The following is an 18,585-nucleotide window of genomic DNA, read 5'->3' as shown; positions in this document are numbered from 1 at the left end:
GACTCTTCTGTCTTGTCTTGGTCCTGCTGTCGCGCGTGCCGCCCGCCCGGTGCTCAGGCGTACTCGGCCATGACCATGGTCGTGAAGTCGAGCGCCACGTCGGTGACCGACTGCAGCGCCTGCGGCGACATGTCGCCGATGATCTCGATGACCGACACCCCTTGCGGGCCGATCGCGAAGGTGCCGAGCTCGGTGTACACGCAGCTCACGCACGCCATCCCGGTGAGTGGGTAGCTGCACTGGCGGCGCAGCTTGCTCACGCCGTCCTTGGTCAGGTGGTCCATCATCACGAACACCTGCTTGGCGCCAATGGCCAGGTCCATGGCGCCGCCCACCGCGGGGATGGCGTCGGGCGCGCCGGTGTGCCAGTTGGCGAGATCGCCACGTTCCGAGACCTGGAAGGCGCCAAGCACGCAGATGTCGAGATGGCCGCCGCGCATCATGCCGAAGGCGTCGGCATGATGGAAAAAGGCCGCGCCTCGCTCCAGCCGGATCGCTTCCTTGCCGGCGTTGATCAGCTCCCAGTCTTCCTGGCCGGGTTCTGCGGCCGACCACTGCCCCAGGACGCCGTTCTCGCTATGCAGGATGACTTCGCGGTGGCGCGGCAGATGGTTTGCCACCAGCGTGGGCAGGCCGATGCCGAGGTTGACGTAGGCGCCGTTGGGGATGTCGCGCGCCACGCGCGCGGCCAGCAGGTTTCTTGCCACTTGGTCCATTTGCTTCACCTTCCCTGTGCGCTTGCGAGTGCGCTTGCCTTCGCGCCTGCCTGCAGGTTTGTCGCCGCGCCTTCCAGCCCGCGCATCGGCTGCGCGCAGGCACCGTCACGCAGCACCACGCGCTTGACGAAGATGCCGGGCGTGACGACGGCCTCGGGGTCCAGCTCGCCCAGTTCGCACACACGCGTCACCGCGGCGATGGTGGTGGTGGCGGCCATCGCCATCACGGGCGCGAAGTTGCGCGCGGTCTTGTTGTAGACGAGGTTGCCCCAGCGATCGGCTGCCGCGGCGTTGATCAGGGCCACGTCGACGTGGATGGGATACTCAAGCACGTAGTCGCGCGCGCCGATGCGGCGCGCCTCCTTGCCCGCCGCCAGCAGCGTGCCGTGGCCAGTCGGCGTATAGAAGCCGCCGATGCCGCAGCCGGCCGCGCGCAGGCGCTCGGCCAGCGTGCCTTGGGGAATCACTTCCAGCTCGATCTCACCGGCGCGGTACAGTGCCTCGAAGACGTAGGCATCGCGCTGGCGCGGGAAGGAACACATCAGCCTGCGCACGCGGCGCGCCTTGAGCAGTGCGGCGAGGCCGGTGTCGCCGTTGCCGGCGTTGTTGCTCACCACCGTGAGATCCCTGGCGCCCTGCTCGATCAGGGCGTCGATCAGTTCGTCGGGCATGCCGGCGCCGCCGAACCCGCCGATGGCGATGGTGGCGCCGTCGGCCACGTCGGCCACCGCCTCGCGCGCAGTTGTGTAGAGCTTGTCGATCATGTCTCGCGTCGTTGTTATCGGGTACGGCAAGGTTGCCATGCACCTGCCGGCCGAACAATTTCGCGATTTGCAAGCACCTTTAGCACTGCGTTAAGGACTGGGTCAGGGCCGCCGTGAAGGGCTGGCGGGAAGCTATCGGCAAGGTGCGCTCCTGCCATGCACGACGAAGGGGGAAGGGCCTCGCGCGGCGCGCTGTGCCGAGGGCGACGGCAAACGGGAAAGGAAGGCAAAGAGAAGGCGCCCTGGGCGGGCAGGAAGCGCGACAGGTGGCCAGGCCGCCTCCGCGGCAGCTAGCCCGCGCCGCCGGCGGGCGCGTAGTGGCCGATCAGTCGGTTGGCGAACTCGCGCGCGAAGCTGGACAAGCCCTCCAGGTCGCGCGCGCAGACCTGGAAGGTGCGCAAGGCCCAGTCATCGCGCAGGTCGCTGCAGCCGATACGCTGCTCGCCTTTGAGACGCGCGAAGGCGGCCTTGGGCATGATGGCGATGCCGGCGCCGGCCGCCACCATGCGGCAGGTGGCGTCGTAGCTGGCCACGTGCACGCGGATCGTCATGGGCTTGTGCAGCGCGCCTGCGGCGCGCGTCAGGAACATCTGGTAGGCACTGCCCTCGAGCAAGGCGACGAAGGCATGCTCGAGCGAATGCTCGAACCACACGGCCGGCTCCGCGAGCAGCGGATGGCCGAGCGGCGCGACCAGGATCAGCGCGCTCTTGACGAAGGGCACTGCCTGCAGGCCTGCGGTGGGTACATTGCCGGAGATGATGCCGAGATCGGCGCCGCCCTCACGGACCACGCGCACCACGTCATCGCTCAGGCGCTCGCGCACGTCGATGCGCACATCCGGATGGGTGGCGAGGTACTCCCCGATGACCGGCGGCAGATATTCGGTGATGGCGGTGGTGTTGGCCACCAGCTTGACCTGCCCGCTCAGGCCCGCGGTGAAGGGCTGCAGGTTGCCGGTGAGCCGCTCCAGCTCGGCCAGCACGACGCGCGCGTGGTGCAGGTAGACCTCGCCGGCCGCCGTCAGCGCCACGCCCTGCGGCGAGCGCTCCAGCAGGCGTACGCCGAGCGTGTCCTCGAGGTTTTTGATGCGGTTGCTGACCGCCGGCACCGAAAGAAACGAACGCTCGGCGCCGCGGGTCAGGCTGCGCGTTTCCGCCACGTTGACGAAGAGGCGGAAGTCAGTGATATCGAAGGGGACGGCCATGCAGCAGGTCTCGCGGCTCAATCGTGTAGCGGGGATGATAACCCCGATGCGGGAGAAACCTGGCGCCATGGAGCGGGCGCCGGCACGCGGCCCGGCCGCCGCGCGCTACCAGCCCGCCGGCTCGAAGCGGAAGCCCTGGCCCTGGCGCCGCACGTAGCCGCAGTACGGCTCGCCGAAATGCACCGGCAGCACCAGCGCGCCGCTGTCGGCGGCCTGGTTGAGGAAGGTCAGGCGCGTGCCGCGGGCAAGGTCGGGGCGGATACAGTAGCCGGAGTTCAGGTCCGGGCGCACGATCTGCAGCGGGCTGTGCAGGATGTCGCCGCAGAAAATTGCCTCCTCGCCGCGCGAACGGACCCGGAACGCGACCTGCCCCGGGCTGTGGCCAGCGGCAGCCTCTACCTGCAGGCAATCGGCGATCTCGCGCCCCGGTTCGATCATCTCAGCCAGGCCCGCGTCGACCACCGGCATCACGCTGTCGAAGAACGATTCGCCGAACACGTCCACCACGCCCGGCTCCTTGTTGCGGCCCTGCTCGCAGAAGACGAAGTCGTCCTTGGGGAGGTAGTAGCGCGCGTTGGGGAAGGTGGGCACCCAGCGGTTGTCCTGCCAGGTGGTGTTCCAGCCGACGTGGTCGGCATGCAGGTGCGTCATGACCACATGGGTGACCTTCTCCGGCGGCGCCCCGGCCGCGATCATCCATTCGCGCACCAGGGTGTTGAGCATGTTCATGCGCGCGATGCCTGCCCGAGGCTTGAAGTTGCCCACGCCGGTATCGACGACGATGATATGGCTCCCTGCATGCACCACCCAGAACTGGATCGTCACGATCAGTTTGTTCATGTGAGGGATCCAGTGGTGCGGCGCCATCAGGCCGGCATTCGCATCCAGCACCGAGCGGTCGATGTCTGGGAACAGGAAGGCCGGATCGTGCGTGGGACCCGCGTATTCGAGGATACGGGTGACCTTCAGCTCGCCGACGGTGCGCGTTTGCATCATGTTGCGGTGTCTCCTTCTTTGTTCTATGCGGACTGGGACCGGCGCGCCGGATCAGCGGCTCCGCTTGCCAGGCTCCAAGCATCGGCGATTTCACCGCAGGCGCCAATTTCGCTTTCCGAAAGTGGGGTTTCAGGCGGCTTTACCCGCGGCATCCGGCGACGTCTGCCCTGCCCCTCCGCCTCGCCTGCCTGCCGCCCTGCCCCCCTGCGACGGCAGCTCCCCGAAGCGCGACTTTCTGGCTGCGGCGTTATGGCTGCTCCTTGTCGTGTGGTGTCTGCCGGCCTTAAGATGATCCCCGTGATAGGCGGTGTAGCTGCCGCTCCTGCAAACGGCTGCCGCACGGCCGACATCGACTCGCACGGGAAAGACATGTCTGAGGGATTCCACGAACACGGTGCCCACGAGCACGCGTTGGAGCACGCCGCAGAGGCGGGTCACCTTATTCACCAGACGGCGTTGGCTTCAGATGATTTCGTATGGGGTTGGCGGCATTGGTTGCGCCCTGGCGGTACTCGCGTTTTTTCAACCATATGAAAAGCACCAGGCGCGCAAGCCCCAGCGCGGCCCGGTACCAGTATTCCTACAATCAGCAGGAGCGCTCATGCTTACAGATCTTCTGATGCACTTGCCGAGATCCAAAGCGACCGTCGTGTTACTGGCGGTGGTATCGGCCGCGGCAGTTGCAGCTCCGCAGACTAGCAGTCGGTCGCAGAGTCTTAGTACCCAACGCGGCATCAGCGACGGACAGAGCGGTGGCACTGAGCTGCAAACCGGGCCGCTTTTGCATCAGCCCATCGTCGATGCGCAGCCGATTGCGACACCCCCCCAGGAACTGCCTCCCAATGGATCGACGCCATACCCGTACATTATTGCTCCGTATATCCAGGTGCCCGGCGCTATCCCCACTCCTCATCCGCAGCCACGTCCCCGATCCGTGCCGCATTCGCAGTAGGCCACGGGCGACTATGACACCATCGCATCGTCTTGCGCAGAATACGAGATCTTCGATTGGGTCGAGTCGCTGTGCGAGGGCCCAATCGTGCTGGCCGACTTACGCGATGGGGTCGACCAATGGCTGGTTTGGCTGGGTCGGCGCTTCGACCGTCATATTGCCAATGATCACTTGCAACAGTCGGAGGGGCACTTTCCATATCGTCGCCGCGATGCAGTCTCGGTCCCTTTCTGCGCCTCACGGCACCAGTTGGATATCGCCCGAAGCCTGTGGCGGCAGCTTGATCGCGAGAACCTTGAATTCTCCGCTGGTCGGTATCGATCCAGCATGAACCGTGCCCTTTGGGATAACGATCAGGTCGCCGGCGTGGACCTGGCGCTGCTCGTTCCCCAACCAGAACGTGCCACTTCCCGAGATGACGTACTGGATTTCATCGGAGCCCATGTGCGTATGCTTGGGCACGTTGCCGGCCTGCACCGCGATGGTTCCCGACGGCGTCGCGACCAGGCCCTTTGTACGCAAAGTCCCCAAGTTCGGGACCTGTGCGCCGATATCGGCATCTGTCATGGCCACCAGGTCTATGATCTGCGCCGATATCGTCGGTGGCGGCGTCTGAGCCCCTGCCGGCGTGGTGAGGTGGGATGCAAAAAAGCCGCAAGCAAATGCGACTGGAACGGCTGCAAGAGATGCATAGCGACGCATGGTCTTTTCTCCTTTCGTTTGTCTGCGGGTATTGTGTAAGGCGACAGCGGCCCGGCGGCACTGCGTTGTCGTCGAATCGTCGCACCGGCGAACAGTTTGGATGGCGCCAGGGGAAACCCTGCGGGTGGTCATTGCCCCGCTGGGAGCGGCAAAGATCTAGGTCGCAGCGAGCGATTGCCGGATCGCCCCCCTTTAGTCGAGCATGCCGCCACGATCTCGCCCGACGGCGCAATGATGCAGGTGCCGCCGATCATCTCGCGGCCTTCACAACCTCGGGATCCTTCTCGCTCTTGAAGCGAAGCGGTGCTAGCGCCAGTTTAGAACTTGTGACGAATACCGACGACCGCGCCGAACTGGTTCTCCGAGCCACTTACCGTGCCGAAGCCGGTGCCCTGGATCGCTCCGGAACCGCCTGCGGTCAGGCCCAGGTTCGAACCATCCTTGTTCTTGGTGTAACCAAGGTTCAGGTAGGCATCGGTGCGCTTGGACAGGTTGTAATCAACCGATGCCACGAAGCTCCACGGATCGGCCTTGGTGCCGCGGAAGTCCTGGTAGTACACTGCGCCGGTCAGCGATAGTGCAGGTAGTAACTGATAGCCCACGCCCAGCCAGTACAGGTTCGAGACATTGTTAGCCCCGAGGTTGCCCGGCAGCGTGGCGCCGTCGAGCGCCATGGCCCAACGATAACCAGCGTACATTTTGGCCGGGCCGAAGGCATAAGACCCAGCCAGGCTGGCGCGGCGGATCTTGGCACCCGTCAGGGCACCGGTCGCGGCCAGGCCGAGGTTGGTTTCGTCGTATATACCCCCGACGGCGAACGGACCGACAGCGTAGGTCAGGCCAGCGCTGTACTCTTGGCCAATCTTGGGGCTGCCCGGGACTTCACCAAAAGAGCCGCCGCCGGTGTTCGAGCCGAAGCTATACAGGGCTCTGGCGGTCAGGCCACCGAAGGTGCCGGCGTACTTGACGGAGTTGTCAGCACGGCTGGTGAACCCTGCGTCCTGGCCGATGATCGAGTAGTTCGTGGAGATGCCCATTGGGTCGAACTGCAGGCCGAAGTCATAGAGCGGGGTCTGTTGACGGCCCAGGGTCAGGGTGCCCCACTGGCTTTGCAGACCGACATAAGCATTACGGCCGAACAGACGGCCGCTTTGGGCCGAGGTGCCTGTGTCGAGGTTAAAACCGCTTTCCAGCACGAAGATGCCCTTCAGGCCACCGCCCAGATCTTCCACACCACGCAGGCCCCAGCGGCTTCCCGACAGGTTGCCCGAGGTCAGGCGGGTCACGCTGCTGCCGCTCCCGGGTTGGTTATTTTGATATTCGAGACCAATGTCAAGGATCCCGTACAGAGTCACGCTCGACTGTGCATACGCACCACCGGCGGCCAATGCAGCGACGGTGGCAATCCATTTCATCTTCATAACACTTTCCTTGTTAGCTGATGATTGGAAACTTGGGGCTACCCCGACTGCGGGCCGACGCAATCCGTTCACGCCGATTTTGTATTATGTACCAGCGTTCGGCAAACGATAGTTACGAACAGTGGCTTAACGAACCTTCGAACAGTTCTTTGTTGTGATGCAACAAACAGGAAAGAGCGGAAAGCAATCAAAATCGTTCCGTCTGGAGTAACGAACATTGGTGCTTTTTGGGAGCGGACTTCCCGCGACCGCACGTACGGCAATGAATCACCCGAGCAGGTCCGTGTCATCCAGCACCAGTGTGTAAAATACGCCGGACCGTGCTGCGACCCTGGCATCAAAGTCACGCCAGCGCTGCCGCGCATCACTGTGCGCATGCTACTGACCGAAGCGGCATTGGCCTGGATCATCACCGGCAAATACCAATATGGCATGCCGCCGTACCGTCAGGCGACTATGCTGTGGCCAAGGCTGTCGAAGGCTGGGATTGCAGAAGAGATTCGCGTAGTCGAACCCGCACTCACCCAATAGCCCCTTGGGGGCGATGGCAAGCCAGCCGCGCTCGTCGAAATGGAGAATATTGCCGTCGTGCGCGTCGCCATGCGGGACCACTTCATTCTGCGGTGCGGATAGCAAATCGCTTGCTGCCAACGCAGACAAACGAAGGACCCCACCGTGGGCCACCGATGCAGACGCCAAGGGCACTTCTCCACGCTAGCGCAACTCGCAACGCATGCAGAGTGCGGACGTTTGAATAGCACGTTGAAACGCCGCCGAAGCCTTGATTTCTGCAGGGGCTTTGTCTGCAGGGATAAGGGAGAATCCCCAGCGAGCGAAGTAGGCTGGGGCAGATGCAGAGAGTAGATAGGCGTCCCGTACCTTTGTGCCACGTGCCCTTATCAGTAGTGCATCAACCATGCGGCTGGCGATGCCTCTGTCGCGGTATCCGGGCTCGACTGCCACAGAGCGAACGAGAATGGATTCTCCATGCTGCTCTGCTGCAGCACAGCCGATGATGCGGCCGTCACACAGCGCTAGGTGGACGCTCTCAATGATTCCAACAATATCTGCGGAAGGTAGTCTGCAACGCTCAAGCAATGCGGCTACATGGCGCCAATCTGAGTGACAGGCCGAACGTAGGTGAACGTCGGTCAACATGTTGACTCCAACTTGCGCTTCCTTCGGCCAGGAGAAGCCGGCGGCACGCTCTAGTAATACTGAAGGCATATGTTTGCCTTCTTCTTCACTTGACATCCCGATGGTCAGGCCATTGGCCGATGTCGCTGTAGTAAGGCTATCACCGAACAGGTAGTTGGCTTGTAAGAGATTGTTTAACTGCCCGCAGTGCTGTTAGCTCCCCTAGGGCTCCTGCGTATCCTGCGTACCTCGGGGAGCCCTGAGAGCGCGCCAAATCGGAGAATATGGGTCAGCCCTCCCTAAAGAGGGCAATGAGCCACCTGCAATGTGCTCATGTCATTCGATCCTCAACCGACGATCTCCGTCCTCCAGTTGCGAATCGGCCCACGGGGCTTGAGCCCGCCGGCTTGGCGACGTGTCCTCGTTCCCGACCACCTGACGCTCGCGCAATTGCACGCTGCGCGAGGGTCAAATTGCGCTGGACGACTTGCGGGATGAGGTCGACCAATGGCTGGATTGGCGGCATCGGCACTTCGACCGTCGGGCCGCCAATGAGCGCTTGCAACATATCCGGGCATAGACTGGCTGGCAGGGAGTATTGCCGCTCAAGCATGTGCTGGCGGCGACCTCGATCCGGCGTCAGGTCACCTCACTCGGTCGCCGGCCAGAAACCGAACGGGCCACTGATGCCCGGCACCATGCGAAGATGGAGGCGCGATGATCGCTATCGCCATGGGGAGCCGATCGCCTCTGACCTCTGGTTTGCCTTCTTCGCGAAGGCCATCAAGAGTCAAGGACTCGCTGCGCAAACATTACGCTGGACGGCTACGCGGCGTCTCACTACGCGGCGCGCGAAATGAAGACTGACAAGTTGCTGCCCGAGGACACGACGCAGCGATCGTCGCAACATCAAGTCCAGGGGCAACGCGATGCTCGGCTTCAAACGCTTCAGGAATGCGGCCGCTCCGGCATCGGGATGATGCCTCATCTGGCCTTGCGACGTCAGCCGGCTACCAATTCAAATGCACATTCCGCTCACCCATACGCAATTTGGCGTGTTTATCTACACCATTATAGGTTGCCACGACCTGATAAGTTGCCCTTGGCGCTCTGATGAGGCAGCGAGGCCCATTCGAACGGAAGGATGCAACTTCGACGCCGTCGCGCGACAGGGTGATTGCAACATCGGATAGATACTCACCGCGCGCGCCCTCAGTGAATAGCAGACCCATATCAAAATCCTTCGACTCCGACTTGAGTGCCTGCTGCTCGTCCTCACCAACGCCTCCGCAAACGTAGCTGACTGGGCCTATGCTCTGGCGCGCAAGCTCCGCTGCATGTGCGCCAGAGCCCGCCAACACAATAAGCGTGCCGGCCATAAGGGCACAGAGGCTGCCCTGCCAAGGCGCCGGACTGCACATAGGGCGCCATATATGACGAATTGCTTGCATGGAATATCTCCAATTATCCCCATATAAATTTGACGTCCTAACATTGAAATTGTTCTGTATTATTTTAAATTTACAAAATGTGATTCCAGCGCTTTTTTTATAATTAAAACAATCCGACCTTGCTCCTATACAAAGAGAGTGGCTGCCCAGAAGATGAGCGAGTTCCGCCGTGGCCTAGCTACGTTACACACGGAAATAGGTATTACGCTTTCTGCAAAATGGGATGTCGCAAAGCGCGTGACAAGCGCATCATTCTGTGCGTGCCATGTAGGAATTACACTGACGCCGATTCTCCCATGTCCGTCCTACACTTGGTTATCTGGCGGGCGCTCGATCAGCGCGACTAGCCCTACCTTCGCAAGCTCGGTGTTGTTCCGCGGCGGCACCGAGTCGGAATGCCGCGTAGATACTGGATTTCGCTTGATTCTTTGGCTCTGAGATGCTACATGAAAGAACATGCACATCTTCGAACGAGAAGTCAACGGCCATCGCTACCGTATTGCCGCGCAGTCGGTGTGGGACGCGGAGCGGGGCCGTTCCGTCGCACGCCAGGTCGTGCTGGGACCGGCCGAGCCGCCGCGAGTGGCGGATCTGAGCGCGACCCAGACGGTGGGCACGCGCGGGGTCGGCGACGTCGGAGCCTTGATCTGGGTGGCCGAGCAGCTGGACTTGGTCGGGCAGATTGATCGCGCGTGCGCAGGGGTTGGCGCCAAGGATGGCCCGTCGGTGGGTGAGTTGGCGGTGGCTGTGGCGATTCAGCGTGCGTGTGCGCCGGGACCCAAGTGCGAGCTGGGTGATTTTCTGGACGCGAGTTTGCCGCGGCTGTCGTGTTTGCCGGGGTCCGCGTTCACCGGTCAGGCCTTTCATCGCGTCGCGCAGCAGGTGACCGATGAGCAGTTGGAGCAGGCTCAGGTGGCCATCGCGAAGGCCGCGGTGGCCCGCTTCGAGCTGTCCGCCGACGTGCTCGCGTTCGATACGACGAACTTCGATACCCACATCGACACGCAGACGCCCGGCGAACTGGCCCGGCGAGGCCACGCCAAGAGCAAGAGAAGTGACCTGCGTGTCGTAGGGCTTGGCGTCCTGGTCAGCGAGACCGGGCATGTGCCGCTGTTGTATCGGACGTATCCCGGCAACGGCTCGGACCAGGCCGTGCTCGCGGCGTGCCTGGGTGGGTTGGCGCAGTTGCACGAGGCACTCGACAGCGGTGAGGGCCGCGCGCGGCCGGCGCAGCGCACGGTGGTACGGGACGGCGGGTTTTGGAGCCCGCAACTGGAACTCGATCTCGATGCCGCCGGCTACTACAGCCTCATCTCGTTGCCACTGGGGCACAAGGCCGCAGAGGAGGCGCTGCAGATGGCGGCGCAGCGCGGTGCCATGAAGCCGCTGTCGGGCAAGCTCAGCGACGTGCGGGCGGCGCGGGTTCGGACCACGGTCGGCGAGTTGGACCGCACGCTCGTCGTGGTGGAGAGCCAGGAGTTGCTGGCGGGCCAGAAACGCGGGATCGCGACGGCACTGCGCAAGGCGAAGGTGGAACTGAGCACGCTGGAGGAGTTGGTCCAAAAGGGCCGCATCACGCGCAGCCGGCTGGAGCTGCGGGTCAAGAAGGCGCTCGCTCGGGAACACCTATCGAGCTTCGTCGTGACCACCATCGCCGGCAGCGAAGCGGTACCGACCTTGCATTGGCACGTCGATGCCACGTTGCGCCGCGAACTGGAGAGAACACGGCTGGGCAGGCGGGTGCTGTGTACGGATCGGCACAACTGGAGCACCGGGCGAATCGTTTCCGCCTTCCGAGGACAGTGGAACGTCGAGGAGCTGTTCCGCAGGGCCAAGAAAGGCGGCGTGGTTCCCTGGGGACCGTCACACCAGTGGGCCGATGGATCGTTGCGTCTGCACACCTTCGCGACCGTGCTCGGCCTGATGCTCGTGAGCTTGGCGAAGATTGCCCTGCGGACCGACGCTTCGGCCCGTCGCATGATGGAAGGACTGGCCGAGATCAAGGTGACGTTGGTGAGGACGAAGACCGGGGCAGCGGGACGACGGCCAACGGCAATGCTGGCGCCGAAGCTCACGGCCGAGCAGCGCCGCGCCGTGAAGGTTTTCGAACTGCAGCGGTGGGGACCAACGTTATTTCATGTATGACCTGGGCGCCCGTTCAGCCACGATTGACGGGCAAGAACCGTCGAACCGGCCCCTTGCTTTGCGAAAGTAGCGCTAGGCCGCAGCCAAGCGCTTCTTCTTGCGAGTGCCACGTTTCTGTCCGTGTACGTCAAAGCGGCTGCTCGCCTGAATAATCGGGTCGGGAACAGTCACCAGCACACAGGTGCACGCGAGTGCCGCATGCGCGGGTTTCGCGATTGCAAGCGCACCCAGGCGTTCCTCTCTGGCTTCTGCCAGACCCGGCAGCACTTCGCCTTCAAGCGACATTGCTGCGCGCCTCTCTCGACCGCAAACATCTTGCAGCTCAAGCCTGCGTCACCACAGAGATGTTCGAGGCTGACGGGGTCGACGGTGACGGTGCGACATGCCGCCCTTACATATTTTTACAGCAGCCGGCAGCCATATTAGCTAGCCTTTATTCACCGCCACCGCGCAGAGAACACGAGTCCTGCGCATCGCAGGTGTCGTTCATGGCCGCTGGGCCATGCGCAATCGCCCCACTCCGGTGGTCATCCGGCGCGGGCAAATTAACGGACTGGCACGTGCCAGTCCGCACACAAAGGTGCGAAAGCGGTACAGCTGTGCCGTGACACAACGCATCGCGGATGAAAAAATTTGGGGGACAGGTTTCACCGGGAACGAGCGTCCAGCCGTCTGCCCGGTGCCATCGGCTTGCTTTTTTTTTGCGAAACCACATCGCACGAACCAGCAGAGAGAATGCCATGAGCGACAAACTGGAACACCGCCGCCCGCCGGCCACGCACCTGCCAACACTTCGCGCCGACGAGCTGGCACCTGCGAGAGGCGGCAGCGCGCTGAGCAAGCGTCCCCTCTGGCATGTAGTGCCGCGCCTGACCAGCTACGGCGTGGCGGTCTTCATCGTATGGGTGATCCTGACCGTGATGTTCCCGCCCGTGTTCACGCGCTCGTCTGAGCGCGCGGTGGTCGACGCACCGGTCAACCTGGTCACCACGCCGGTGGAAGGCGTGGTGGCTGGTCAGCACGTTGCTGTGGGGGCATCCTTCGCACCGGGAGACACGCTGATGAGCGTGCAGAACCCCAATATCGACCGTGCCTTGCTGGTGGAGCTGACGGGCAAGAAGCTGGACAACCAGCAACGCTACGATGCGGCCAAGGCCAGGCTCGAAGGCGATCAGGCCCGCCTTGCCGCGACCGACCAGGAGACCAAGAAGTACCAGGCGGCCGCGCAAGCCGAGCACGCCGCGAAGATCCGGGGGATCCAGGCGCGCATGGCAGTGGCCAAGGGGCAGGTGGACCAGCAGGAAGATGTGGTGAACCGCAATCAGGCCATGCAATGGGCGGGCGCGGTCAGCGAGGCCTACACCAATGCCTCTCGCTACCAGTTGTCGATCCTGTCGAACTCCAAGGAAGCGATACGCGCCGAGTTAGACAATGCGCTGAGCAACAGCCAGGCGGCCAAGGGCAAGGTGTATCTCTCCAGCACGGATGGCGCGGTGTCGACGCTGGCGCAGCGCCACGACGAACTGACGGCGGAGATCACCCAGCTCCAGGCGGAACTTACCCAGCTTGAGCAGTATGGCAAGTCGGTCGATGCCTTGATCGCGGATGAAGAACGGCGCCTGGACCGCATGTCCAACCTGGATATCAGGGCCTACGACACGGGCATGGTCCAGGATGTGCTGGCGCCGCCCGGCACGCGTGTCGCGGCCGGCGCGACATTGCTGCGCAGTACCAACTGCGCGCAACCCCGCGTGGTGGCAGTGTTCCCGCGCAGCCTCAGCAATGACCTGTTGCCCGGCGCCAAGCTGACGGTGCGCGTGGACGGCGTTGGCGTGCCCTTGTCCGGCAAGGTCGCCGAAATCCTGCCGCGCGCGCCCGATGGCGAGCAGGCGCGCTATTTCGTTCCGTTCCCGCCCATCGAGAAGAACGAGATCTACCTGATCGCCAAACTGGACAAGCCCTTGCCGGCGCAGCCGCAGCAGAGCGCCGGCGCCGCGTCGGATCGATGTGCGATGGGCCGCTGGGCGAGAGTCAGCCTGGATCAGCCGTGGTGGGGCCATATACGCGCGCTGATCTGATGGCAACAAACCCGACGCAAGACAGGAGATCGCCATGAACGGGGCTTCACGCACCTTGCGCCGCTGGCAGCTGCCGCCGCTGGTGGCAAGCATGACCAGCCTGGCCATGATCCTGGCACCTCCCGCAACCGCGCAGGCGCCGCCAGCGCAAGCGCGCGAGCAGTTGCTGGCTGGCGCCTGTCAGGCCATTGCAGCACGAGTTGCAGCAGTGCCTGGCCAAGGCCCCGTGATGCTCGTCAGCTACGAGCCGGCACCGGGGCAAGACCCGCTCGCCCCCGCCTTGCAGCAAGCGGCATTCGTCTACGACAACGCGCTCGCCGGCGTGGCGCTGGTGGCGTGCCACCGCGTTGGCGATGCACGCCGCATTGCCGACGCCATGGCCGCTGCCAGCGCGCGCGATCGCCATTACCACGTTGGCCGGCTGCGCAATGCCTATCGCGCCGGTGCCCTGCCGGCGGGCCCTGCCCCGCTGCCCGGCTGGTGGGACACGCCGAGCCAGCGCTGGTTCGAAGACGCCTACCAGGCCGGCACCGCCACGGGCAATGTGGCATGGGCCGCGCTGATGCTGCTGGCGGTCTACGACGCTACCCACGAACGCCGCTATCTCGACAGCGCCTCCGCGATGATGGGATGGGTCGACGCCACGCTGTTCGATGCGGGCCCGCCGGGCGGCTTTATCGGCGGGTACTTCGGCGAGGAGCCCACTCCTACTCGCCAGGCCTGGAAATCCACCGAGCACAACGTGGATGCCTATGCCGCGTTCAGCTGGCTGGCCCGGGTCAGCGACGATCCGCGCTGGCCGGCGGCGGCACGGCGTGCCCGCGGCTTTGTCGAGGCCATGTGGCAGCCGCGGGAAGGCCGTTTCATGATCGGCACGCGCGAGGATGGCCGGACGCTCAACAGCGGCCCGTCCGCTCTCGATGCTGTGTTGTGGCCACTGATTGCCATCCCGAATGCGCCCATGGATTGGCGCAGGGGCCTGGACTGGACACGCGAACGCCATGGCGTGAAGGGTGGCTACGGCTTCAACGCCAATCCCGACGGCGTCTGGACGGAAGGCACCGGCCAGGCCGCGCTGGTGCTGCGCGCCAGCAGCCGCGCGCAGGATGCCGCGCCGCTGTGGCCGCTGCTGCTGTCGCAGCGCGCGCCCTCCGGCCTGCTCTACGCAACGCCGGAACAACGCATCCGCACCGGCCTTTCGATCGGGCCAGCCTCCACCACGGAGGACTTCTACTACTACCACCTGCCGCACCTCGGCGCGACCGCATGGGCCGTGCTGGCCGCCGCAGGCTGGAATCCCTTCCGTCCCGGCGGATGGGCCGAGGCCGCTTGCGGCAGCGCCCCTCTTGCCCCTCCGTCCAAGGAGTGACGATGTTTGAATTCTTCCTCGATGGCAGGACGCTGCTCGTTATCAACGCCGCCACCTTGCTGCTCGCCTGTCTGTGCATGCGGGGGGATCGCGCCCGGAAATCGGACCGCTGCGTATTCGGTGCCATCACCGCGACCTTGCTGCTGGTCTACCTCGTCTGGCGCTGGACCCAAACGCTGCCCGAATGGCAACTGACCTTCCCGAGCCTGTGGGCGCACGTCTTCTTCGGGTTCGAGATCATGACGCTCATGTACACCCTGATCTCCATCGTCACGCTGACGCGCAGCAGCAACCATACGCGAGCAGCGGATGCGGGCGAGGCGGCGCTGCGGCGCAGCCGGTCTGTGCCGCGCGTCGATATTTTCATCGCGACCTACAACGAAGGGTTGGAGATACTGGAGAAGACCATTGTTGCAGCGCTGGCGATCGACTATCCAGATTTTCGCGTGTGGGTGCTCGACGACACCCGGCGCGACTGGCTGAAGGCATTCTGCGCGCAGGTGGGGGCCAACTACGTCACGCGCCCCGACAACACGCACGCCAAGGCCGGCAACCTCAATAACGGGCTGCAGCATAGCGCCCGCGCCGAGCTTGGGGGCGGCGCGCCCTACATCATGGTGCTCGACGCCGACTTCGCCCCCAACAAGAACATCCTGCTGCGAACCATCGGCCTCTTCGACGATCCCGAGGTAGGCGTAGTGCAGACGCCCCAGTTCTACTACAACGCGGACCCGATTCAGTACAACCTGCGCTCGACCGAATGCTGGGTCGACGAGCAGCGCGCCTTCTTCGACGTGATGCAGCCCGCCAAGGATGCCTGGGGCACTGCCTTCTGCATCGGTACCTCCTTCGTGGTCCGGCGCGACGCACTGTCCCGGATCGGCGGCTTTCCCACCGGCACGGTGACCGAGGATATCCACCTGACATACCGCCTCATGCCGCACGGCTATGTCACGCGCTGGCTCAACGAACGCCTGAGCGTGGGCCTGTCCGCCGAAGGCCTGCCCGAATACATCAGCCAGCGCAGCCGCTGGGGCCTGGGCACGATCCAGGTCGCGCTCACCGCCGACGGGCCGCTGCGCGGACGCGGCTATACGCTGGGCCAGCGCCTTCACTACGTGCACGGCCTGCTGCACTGGCTAAGCCGTCCTTTCGCGCTGATGCTGCTGGCCGGTCCGTTGCTGTACTGGTACTTCAACGTCCCGACCCTGTATGGCGAACCGATGCAGTTCCTTGCCTACGGCGTGCCCGCGCTGCTGGTGTACTGGGCCTACAGCATTTGGGTGACGGACTCGCGCGCGCTGCCGATCTTTACCGAAGTCACGCAGATCGTGTCGGCGCTGGCGGTCACGGCGACGCTGGTCAGCGCGTTCTTCAAGCCGTTCGGGCGTCCGTTCAAGGTCACCAACAAAGGACTGGACCGCAGCAAGCTAGTGATCCATGGCAAGTTCGCCGCGCTGTATGGTTGCCTGATCCTGCTTTCCGGCATGGGCCTGGCGCGCGCCGTGGCCGCCGACGCGGCGGCTTCGGGACTAGTCTTCAACATTGCCTGGACCGCGGTGTCGATGGTGCTTTACCTCACCTCGCTGCTGGTTTGCGTGGAGCTGCCCCGCCCCCGCAAGGAGGAGCGGTTTCCCTATCGCGGGCGCGCCCTGCTGCGGATCAACGGCAAGGCGGCTTGCGCCGGGCACGAGTATGCCGCCACGACCGTCAACCTGTCCTGCAATGGCGTCGCCATTACCAGCGAACTGGCGGCGTCGGTCCCAGTCGGCGCCGAGGGCGCGGTGTGGATGGAGGCAACGGGCTGGGTGCCCTGCCGGATCGCGCGCCGCCAGGGCAGGCTGCTTGGGCTTGCCCTGCACCTGGATATGGCGACGCGCCACCGCCTGATTCGCCTGCTCTTCAGCGAACCAGGCCACAACATTGCCAAGCAAGGCAAACCCCGACTGGCCATTTCGCGGCTCATGTGGCGCGCCTTTTCCGGCTGATTCCCATGCACAAGACTCTCGCCCCCACGCTACGCCTCCTCTGCACTGCCCTGCCGCTGGCCCTGGCCGCATGTACCCTCGAGCCAACGTACGAGCGGCCGGCGCAACCGGTGCCCGAAGCCTGGCCCACCGGCCCCGCGTATGCCACCAGCCCACATGCCGGCGCCGAAACCACCACGGCCGCCGCCAACCTCGGCTGGCAGGACTTCTTCGTCGATGCGCGCCTGCGGCGCCTGATCGAACTGGCGCTGGCCAACAACCGCGACCTGCGCGTCGCCACGCTCGCCATTGACCAGGCCCGCGCGCAGTACCGCATCCAGCGCGCCGCGCAGTTCCCCGCAATCAACGCCGTCGCAGGGGTACTCAGCCAGCGCGTGCCCAGCGAGTTACGCGCGCCCGGTCAGCCAGCGGAGATCACGCAGTACAGCGCGGGTGTCGGCTTCAATGCGTTCGAGCTGGACTTCTTCGGGCGGGTGCGCAGCCTCAAGCACGAGGCGCTCGAGCAGTATCTCGCCACAGAGGAGGCGCGGCGCAGCGCCCATATCAGTCTCGTCGCCGAAGTTGCCAGCGCCTACCTGACCTGGCGCGCCGACCAGGTGCTCCTGCAGATATCGCAGGACACGCTGAAGAGCCAGCAGGCCGCCGCCGAGATGATCGGACGCGGCAAGCGCGCGGGCGCCATGGCGCAGCTCGACCTGCATCGCGCTGAAACCCAGGTGCAGACCGCGCGCGTGGGGGTGGAGCAATACACGCGGCAAGTCGCGCAGGACGAGAACGCCATCAGCCTGCTGATCGGCGGCCCACTGCCGCAAGACCTGCCGTCGCCCGAGCCCTTCGAGTCAAAGAATCTAGTTGCCGATTTACCTGCCGGGCTGCCGTCGGCATTACTGCAGCAAAGGCCCGACATCATGGCGGCGGAGCACCGCCTGAAAGCGGCCAACGCCGACATTGGCGCCGCGCGCGCGGCCTTTTTCCCCACTATCTCGCTGACCGCTGCGGTTGGCACGTCCAGCACCACCCTGGCCGGCCTGTTCTCGGCGGGCATGGGAGCGTGGACCTTTGCGCCGCAGATCACCATGCCGATCTTCAACGCGGGCAGCAACCAGGCCCGGCTCGATGCCTCCAAGGTGCAGAAGGACATCAATATCGCCAGCTACGAAAAGACGATCCAGACCGCCTTCCGCGACGTGGCCGATGGCCTCGCAGCGCGCGGCACCTATGACCGGGAAGCCGCCGCACAGGAGACCCTGGTCAAGGAGGCCGGCGAAACCCAGCGGTTGTCCGAGATGCGCTTCAAGAACGGCGTGGACGACTATTTCTCGGTGTTCGATGCGCAGCGCCAGCTCTACACTGCCCAGCAGACCCTGGCCACCATCCGGCTGGCCCGCCTGACCAGCCGTGTCGCGCTGTACAAGGCGCTGGGTGGAGGGTGGTCTGAGCACACGACCGCGGGCGTCAATGTCCCGGCAGCCTCGACGACGTCCTCAGCCGCGCCCTCAAGCGTCCCGGCGACGCAGCCGACCGCCTCGCCGGCAGCACCGGCACCCGCTGTGGCGCAAAGCGCTGGCGCAGTACCCGCGCGATGAAGCTTAAGGGCAATGGCCGCCTGCCCGCCGCCAGACGATCGGCTGGCATTTATTGCCTTGTCGCTGGCTGGCGCT

General features: G+C 64.3%; 14 protein-coding genes and 5 pseudogenes. 9 read left to right on the top strand and 10 right to left on the bottom strand.

Annotation, left to right across the window (positions count from 1 at the left end; all coding sequences use genetic code 11):
* Window positions 1–53: 53 nt before the first annotated feature.
* From ACZY0R_RS25100 to ACZY0R_RS25085, 4 genes are all read right to left on the bottom strand, one after another.
* Window positions 54–716, bottom strand: coding sequence for a 3-oxoacid CoA-transferase subunit B (locus ACZY0R_RS25100; protein WP_488862143.1), 663 nt, complete (start codon window positions 714–716; stop codon window positions 54–56).
* A 5-nt stretch (window positions 717–721) separates the two neighbouring features.
* On the bottom strand, window positions 722–1,480 hold the full coding sequence (locus ACZY0R_RS25095) for a 3-oxoacid CoA-transferase subunit A (protein ID WP_488862141.1): 759 nt from the start codon (window positions 1,478–1,480) through the stop codon (window positions 722–724).
* Between the two features lie 290 nt (window positions 1,481–1,770).
* Window positions 1,771–2,685 (bottom strand): LysR family transcriptional regulator, encoded by a 915-nt coding sequence (locus ACZY0R_RS25090; RefSeq protein WP_045242454.1) that lies wholly within the window; start codon window positions 2,683–2,685, stop codon window positions 1,771–1,773.
* 105 nt (window positions 2,686–2,790) lie between these two features.
* The gene (locus ACZY0R_RS25085; protein WP_488862139.1) at window positions 2,791–3,681 is read right to left on the bottom strand and encodes an MBL fold metallo-hydrolase; all 891 of its coding nucleotides are present in this window, start codon (window positions 3,679–3,681) and stop codon (window positions 2,791–2,793) included.
* Between the two features lie 204 nt (window positions 3,682–3,885).
* On the opposite strand from ACZY0R_RS25085, the pseudogene ACZY0R_RS25080 reads away from it, so the two are divergent.
* A pseudogene (locus ACZY0R_RS25080) lies at window positions 3,886–4,017 on the top strand (DUF6726 family protein); the annotation flags it as partial.
* A gap of 853 nt (window positions 4,018–4,870) precedes the next feature.
* Here the strand turns inward: ACZY0R_RS25080 and ACZY0R_RS25075 are convergent.
* The 3 genes and pseudogenes from ACZY0R_RS25075 to ACZY0R_RS25065 all read right to left on the bottom strand — a co-directional run bounded on the left by ACZY0R_RS25075 (window position 4,871) and on the right by ACZY0R_RS25065 (window position 6,756).
* Entirely contained in the window at window positions 4,871–5,335 is a 465-nt protein-coding gene (locus ACZY0R_RS25075; RefSeq protein ID WP_488862137.1) for a cupin domain-containing protein, read from the bottom strand.
* Window positions 5,336–5,471: 136 nt separating this feature from the next.
* Window positions 5,472–5,601 (bottom strand): annotated as a pseudogene (locus ACZY0R_RS25070) (N-carbamoyl-D-amino-acid hydrolase); the annotation flags it as partial.
* Between the two features lie 51 nt (window positions 5,602–5,652).
* Window positions 5,653–6,756, bottom strand: coding sequence for a porin (locus ACZY0R_RS25065; protein ID WP_488862135.1), 1,104 nt, complete (start codon window positions 6,754–6,756; stop codon window positions 5,653–5,655).
* A gap of 270 nt (window positions 6,757–7,026) precedes the next feature.
* On the opposite strand from ACZY0R_RS25065, the pseudogene ACZY0R_RS25060 reads away from it, so the two are divergent.
* Window positions 7,027–7,218: pseudogene (locus tag ACZY0R_RS25060) on the top strand (IS66 family transposase); the annotation flags it as partial.
* On the opposite strand, the gene ACZY0R_RS25055 reads toward ACZY0R_RS25060, so the two are convergent.
* Both ACZY0R_RS25055 and ACZY0R_RS25050 read right to left on the bottom strand, forming a co-directional pair.
* Window positions 7,135–7,368, bottom strand: a complete 234-nt coding sequence (locus ACZY0R_RS25055; RefSeq protein ID WP_488866148.1) for an aminoglycoside phosphotransferase family protein — start codon at window positions 7,366–7,368, stop codon at window positions 7,135–7,137. The pseudogene ACZY0R_RS25060 and the gene ACZY0R_RS25055 overlap by 84 nt on opposite strands.
* 102 nt (window positions 7,369–7,470) lie before the next feature.
* Window positions 7,471–8,010, bottom strand: a complete 540-nt coding sequence (locus ACZY0R_RS25050; RefSeq protein WP_488862133.1) for a GNAT family N-acetyltransferase — start codon at window positions 8,008–8,010, stop codon at window positions 7,471–7,473.
* Window positions 8,011–8,657: 647 nt separating this feature from the next.
* Between ACZY0R_RS25050 and ACZY0R_RS25045 the strand changes: the two are divergent.
* Window positions 8,658–8,870 (top strand): annotated as a pseudogene (locus tag ACZY0R_RS25045) (IS6 family transposase); the annotation flags it as partial.
* 33 nt (window positions 8,871–8,903) lie between these two features.
* On the opposite strand, the gene ACZY0R_RS25040 reads toward ACZY0R_RS25045, so the two are convergent.
* Complete coding sequence (locus ACZY0R_RS25040; RefSeq protein WP_488862131.1) at window positions 8,904–9,344, bottom strand: hypothetical protein; 441 nt, start codon at window positions 9,342–9,344, stop codon at window positions 8,904–8,906.
* 456 nt (window positions 9,345–9,800) lie between these two features.
* On the opposite strand from ACZY0R_RS25040, the gene ACZY0R_RS25035 reads away from it, so the two are divergent.
* From ACZY0R_RS25035 to ACZY0R_RS25010, 6 genes and pseudogenes are all read left to right on the top strand, one after another.
* Complete coding sequence (locus ACZY0R_RS25035) at window positions 9,801–11,489, top strand: IS1634 family transposase (RefSeq protein ID WP_488856948.1); 1,689 nt, start codon at window positions 9,801–9,803, stop codon at window positions 11,487–11,489.
* 120 nt (window positions 11,490–11,609) lie between these two features.
* A pseudogene (locus tag ACZY0R_RS25030) lies at window positions 11,610–11,815 on the top strand (IS6 family transposase); the annotation flags it as partial.
* A 414-nt stretch (window positions 11,816–12,229) separates the two neighbouring features.
* Window positions 12,230–13,567 (top strand): HlyD family secretion protein, encoded by a 1,338-nt coding sequence (locus tag ACZY0R_RS25025; protein WP_488862129.1) that lies wholly within the window; start codon window positions 12,230–12,232, stop codon window positions 13,565–13,567.
* A gap of 34 nt (window positions 13,568–13,601) precedes the next feature.
* Window positions 13,602–14,936 carry a hypothetical protein gene (locus tag ACZY0R_RS25020; RefSeq protein WP_488862127.1) on the top strand — a complete coding sequence of 445 codons (1,335 nt, stop codon included), beginning with the start codon at window positions 13,602–13,604 and terminating at the stop codon, window positions 14,934–14,936.
* 2 nt (window positions 14,937–14,938) lie between these two features.
* Window positions 14,939–16,924 (top strand): glycosyltransferase family 2 protein, encoded by a 1,986-nt coding sequence (locus ACZY0R_RS25015; RefSeq protein WP_488862125.1) that lies wholly within the window; start codon window positions 14,939–14,941, stop codon window positions 16,922–16,924.
* 5 nt (window positions 16,925–16,929) lie between these two features.
* Window positions 16,930–18,510, top strand: a complete 1,581-nt coding sequence (locus tag ACZY0R_RS25010) for an efflux transporter outer membrane subunit (RefSeq protein ID WP_488862123.1) — start codon at window positions 16,930–16,932, stop codon at window positions 18,508–18,510.
* The last annotated feature ends 75 nt before the right edge of the window (window positions 18,511–18,585 follow it).

This window comes from Cupriavidus sp. F041 (assembly GCF_057814235.1).
The sequence above is the reverse complement of the archived record's forward strand: the minus strand, read 5'-3'. Positions and strand labels throughout refer to the sequence as shown.

Coding starts and splice junctions, on each gene's coding strand:
- ACZY0R_RS25015 (WP_488862125.1), top strand. CDS start 14,939: ATGTTTGAATTCTTCCTCGATGGCAGGACGCTGCTCGTTATCAACGCC.
- ACZY0R_RS25065 (WP_488862135.1), bottom strand. CDS start 6,756: ATGAAGATGAAATGGATTGCCACCGTCGCTGCATTGGCCGCCGGTGGT.
- ACZY0R_RS25025 (WP_488862129.1), top strand. CDS start 12,230: ATGAGCGACAAACTGGAACACCGCCGCCCGCCGGCCACGCACCTGCCA.
- ACZY0R_RS25040 (WP_488862131.1), bottom strand. CDS start 9,344: ATGCAAGCAATTCGTCATATATGGCGCCCTATGTGCAGTCCGGCGCCT.
- ACZY0R_RS25090 (WP_045242454.1), bottom strand. CDS start 2,685: ATGGCCGTCCCCTTCGATATCACTGACTTCCGCCTCTTCGTCAACGTG.
- ACZY0R_RS25100 (WP_488862143.1), bottom strand. CDS start 716: ATGGACCAAGTGGCAAGAAACCTGCTGGCCGCGCGCGTGGCGCGCGAC.
- ACZY0R_RS25085 (WP_488862139.1), bottom strand. CDS start 3,681: ATGATGCAAACGCGCACCGTCGGCGAGCTGAAGGTCACCCGTATCCTC.
- ACZY0R_RS25035 (WP_488856948.1), top strand. CDS start 9,801: ATGCACATCTTCGAACGAGAAGTCAACGGCCATCGCTACCGTATTGCC.
- ACZY0R_RS25050 (WP_488862133.1), bottom strand. CDS start 8,010: ATGTCAAGTGAAGAAGAAGGCAAACATATGCCTTCAGTATTACTAGAG.
- ACZY0R_RS25020 (WP_488862127.1), top strand. CDS start 13,602: ATGAACGGGGCTTCACGCACCTTGCGCCGCTGGCAGCTGCCGCCGCTG.
- ACZY0R_RS25095 (WP_488862141.1), bottom strand. CDS start 1,480: ATGATCGACAAGCTCTACACAACTGCGCGCGAGGCGGTGGCCGACGTG.
- ACZY0R_RS25075 (WP_488862137.1), bottom strand. CDS start 5,335: ATGCGTCGCTATGCATCTCTTGCAGCCGTTCCAGTCGCATTTGCTTGC.
- ACZY0R_RS25010 (WP_488862123.1), top strand. CDS start 16,930: ATGCACAAGACTCTCGCCCCCACGCTACGCCTCCTCTGCACTGCCCTG.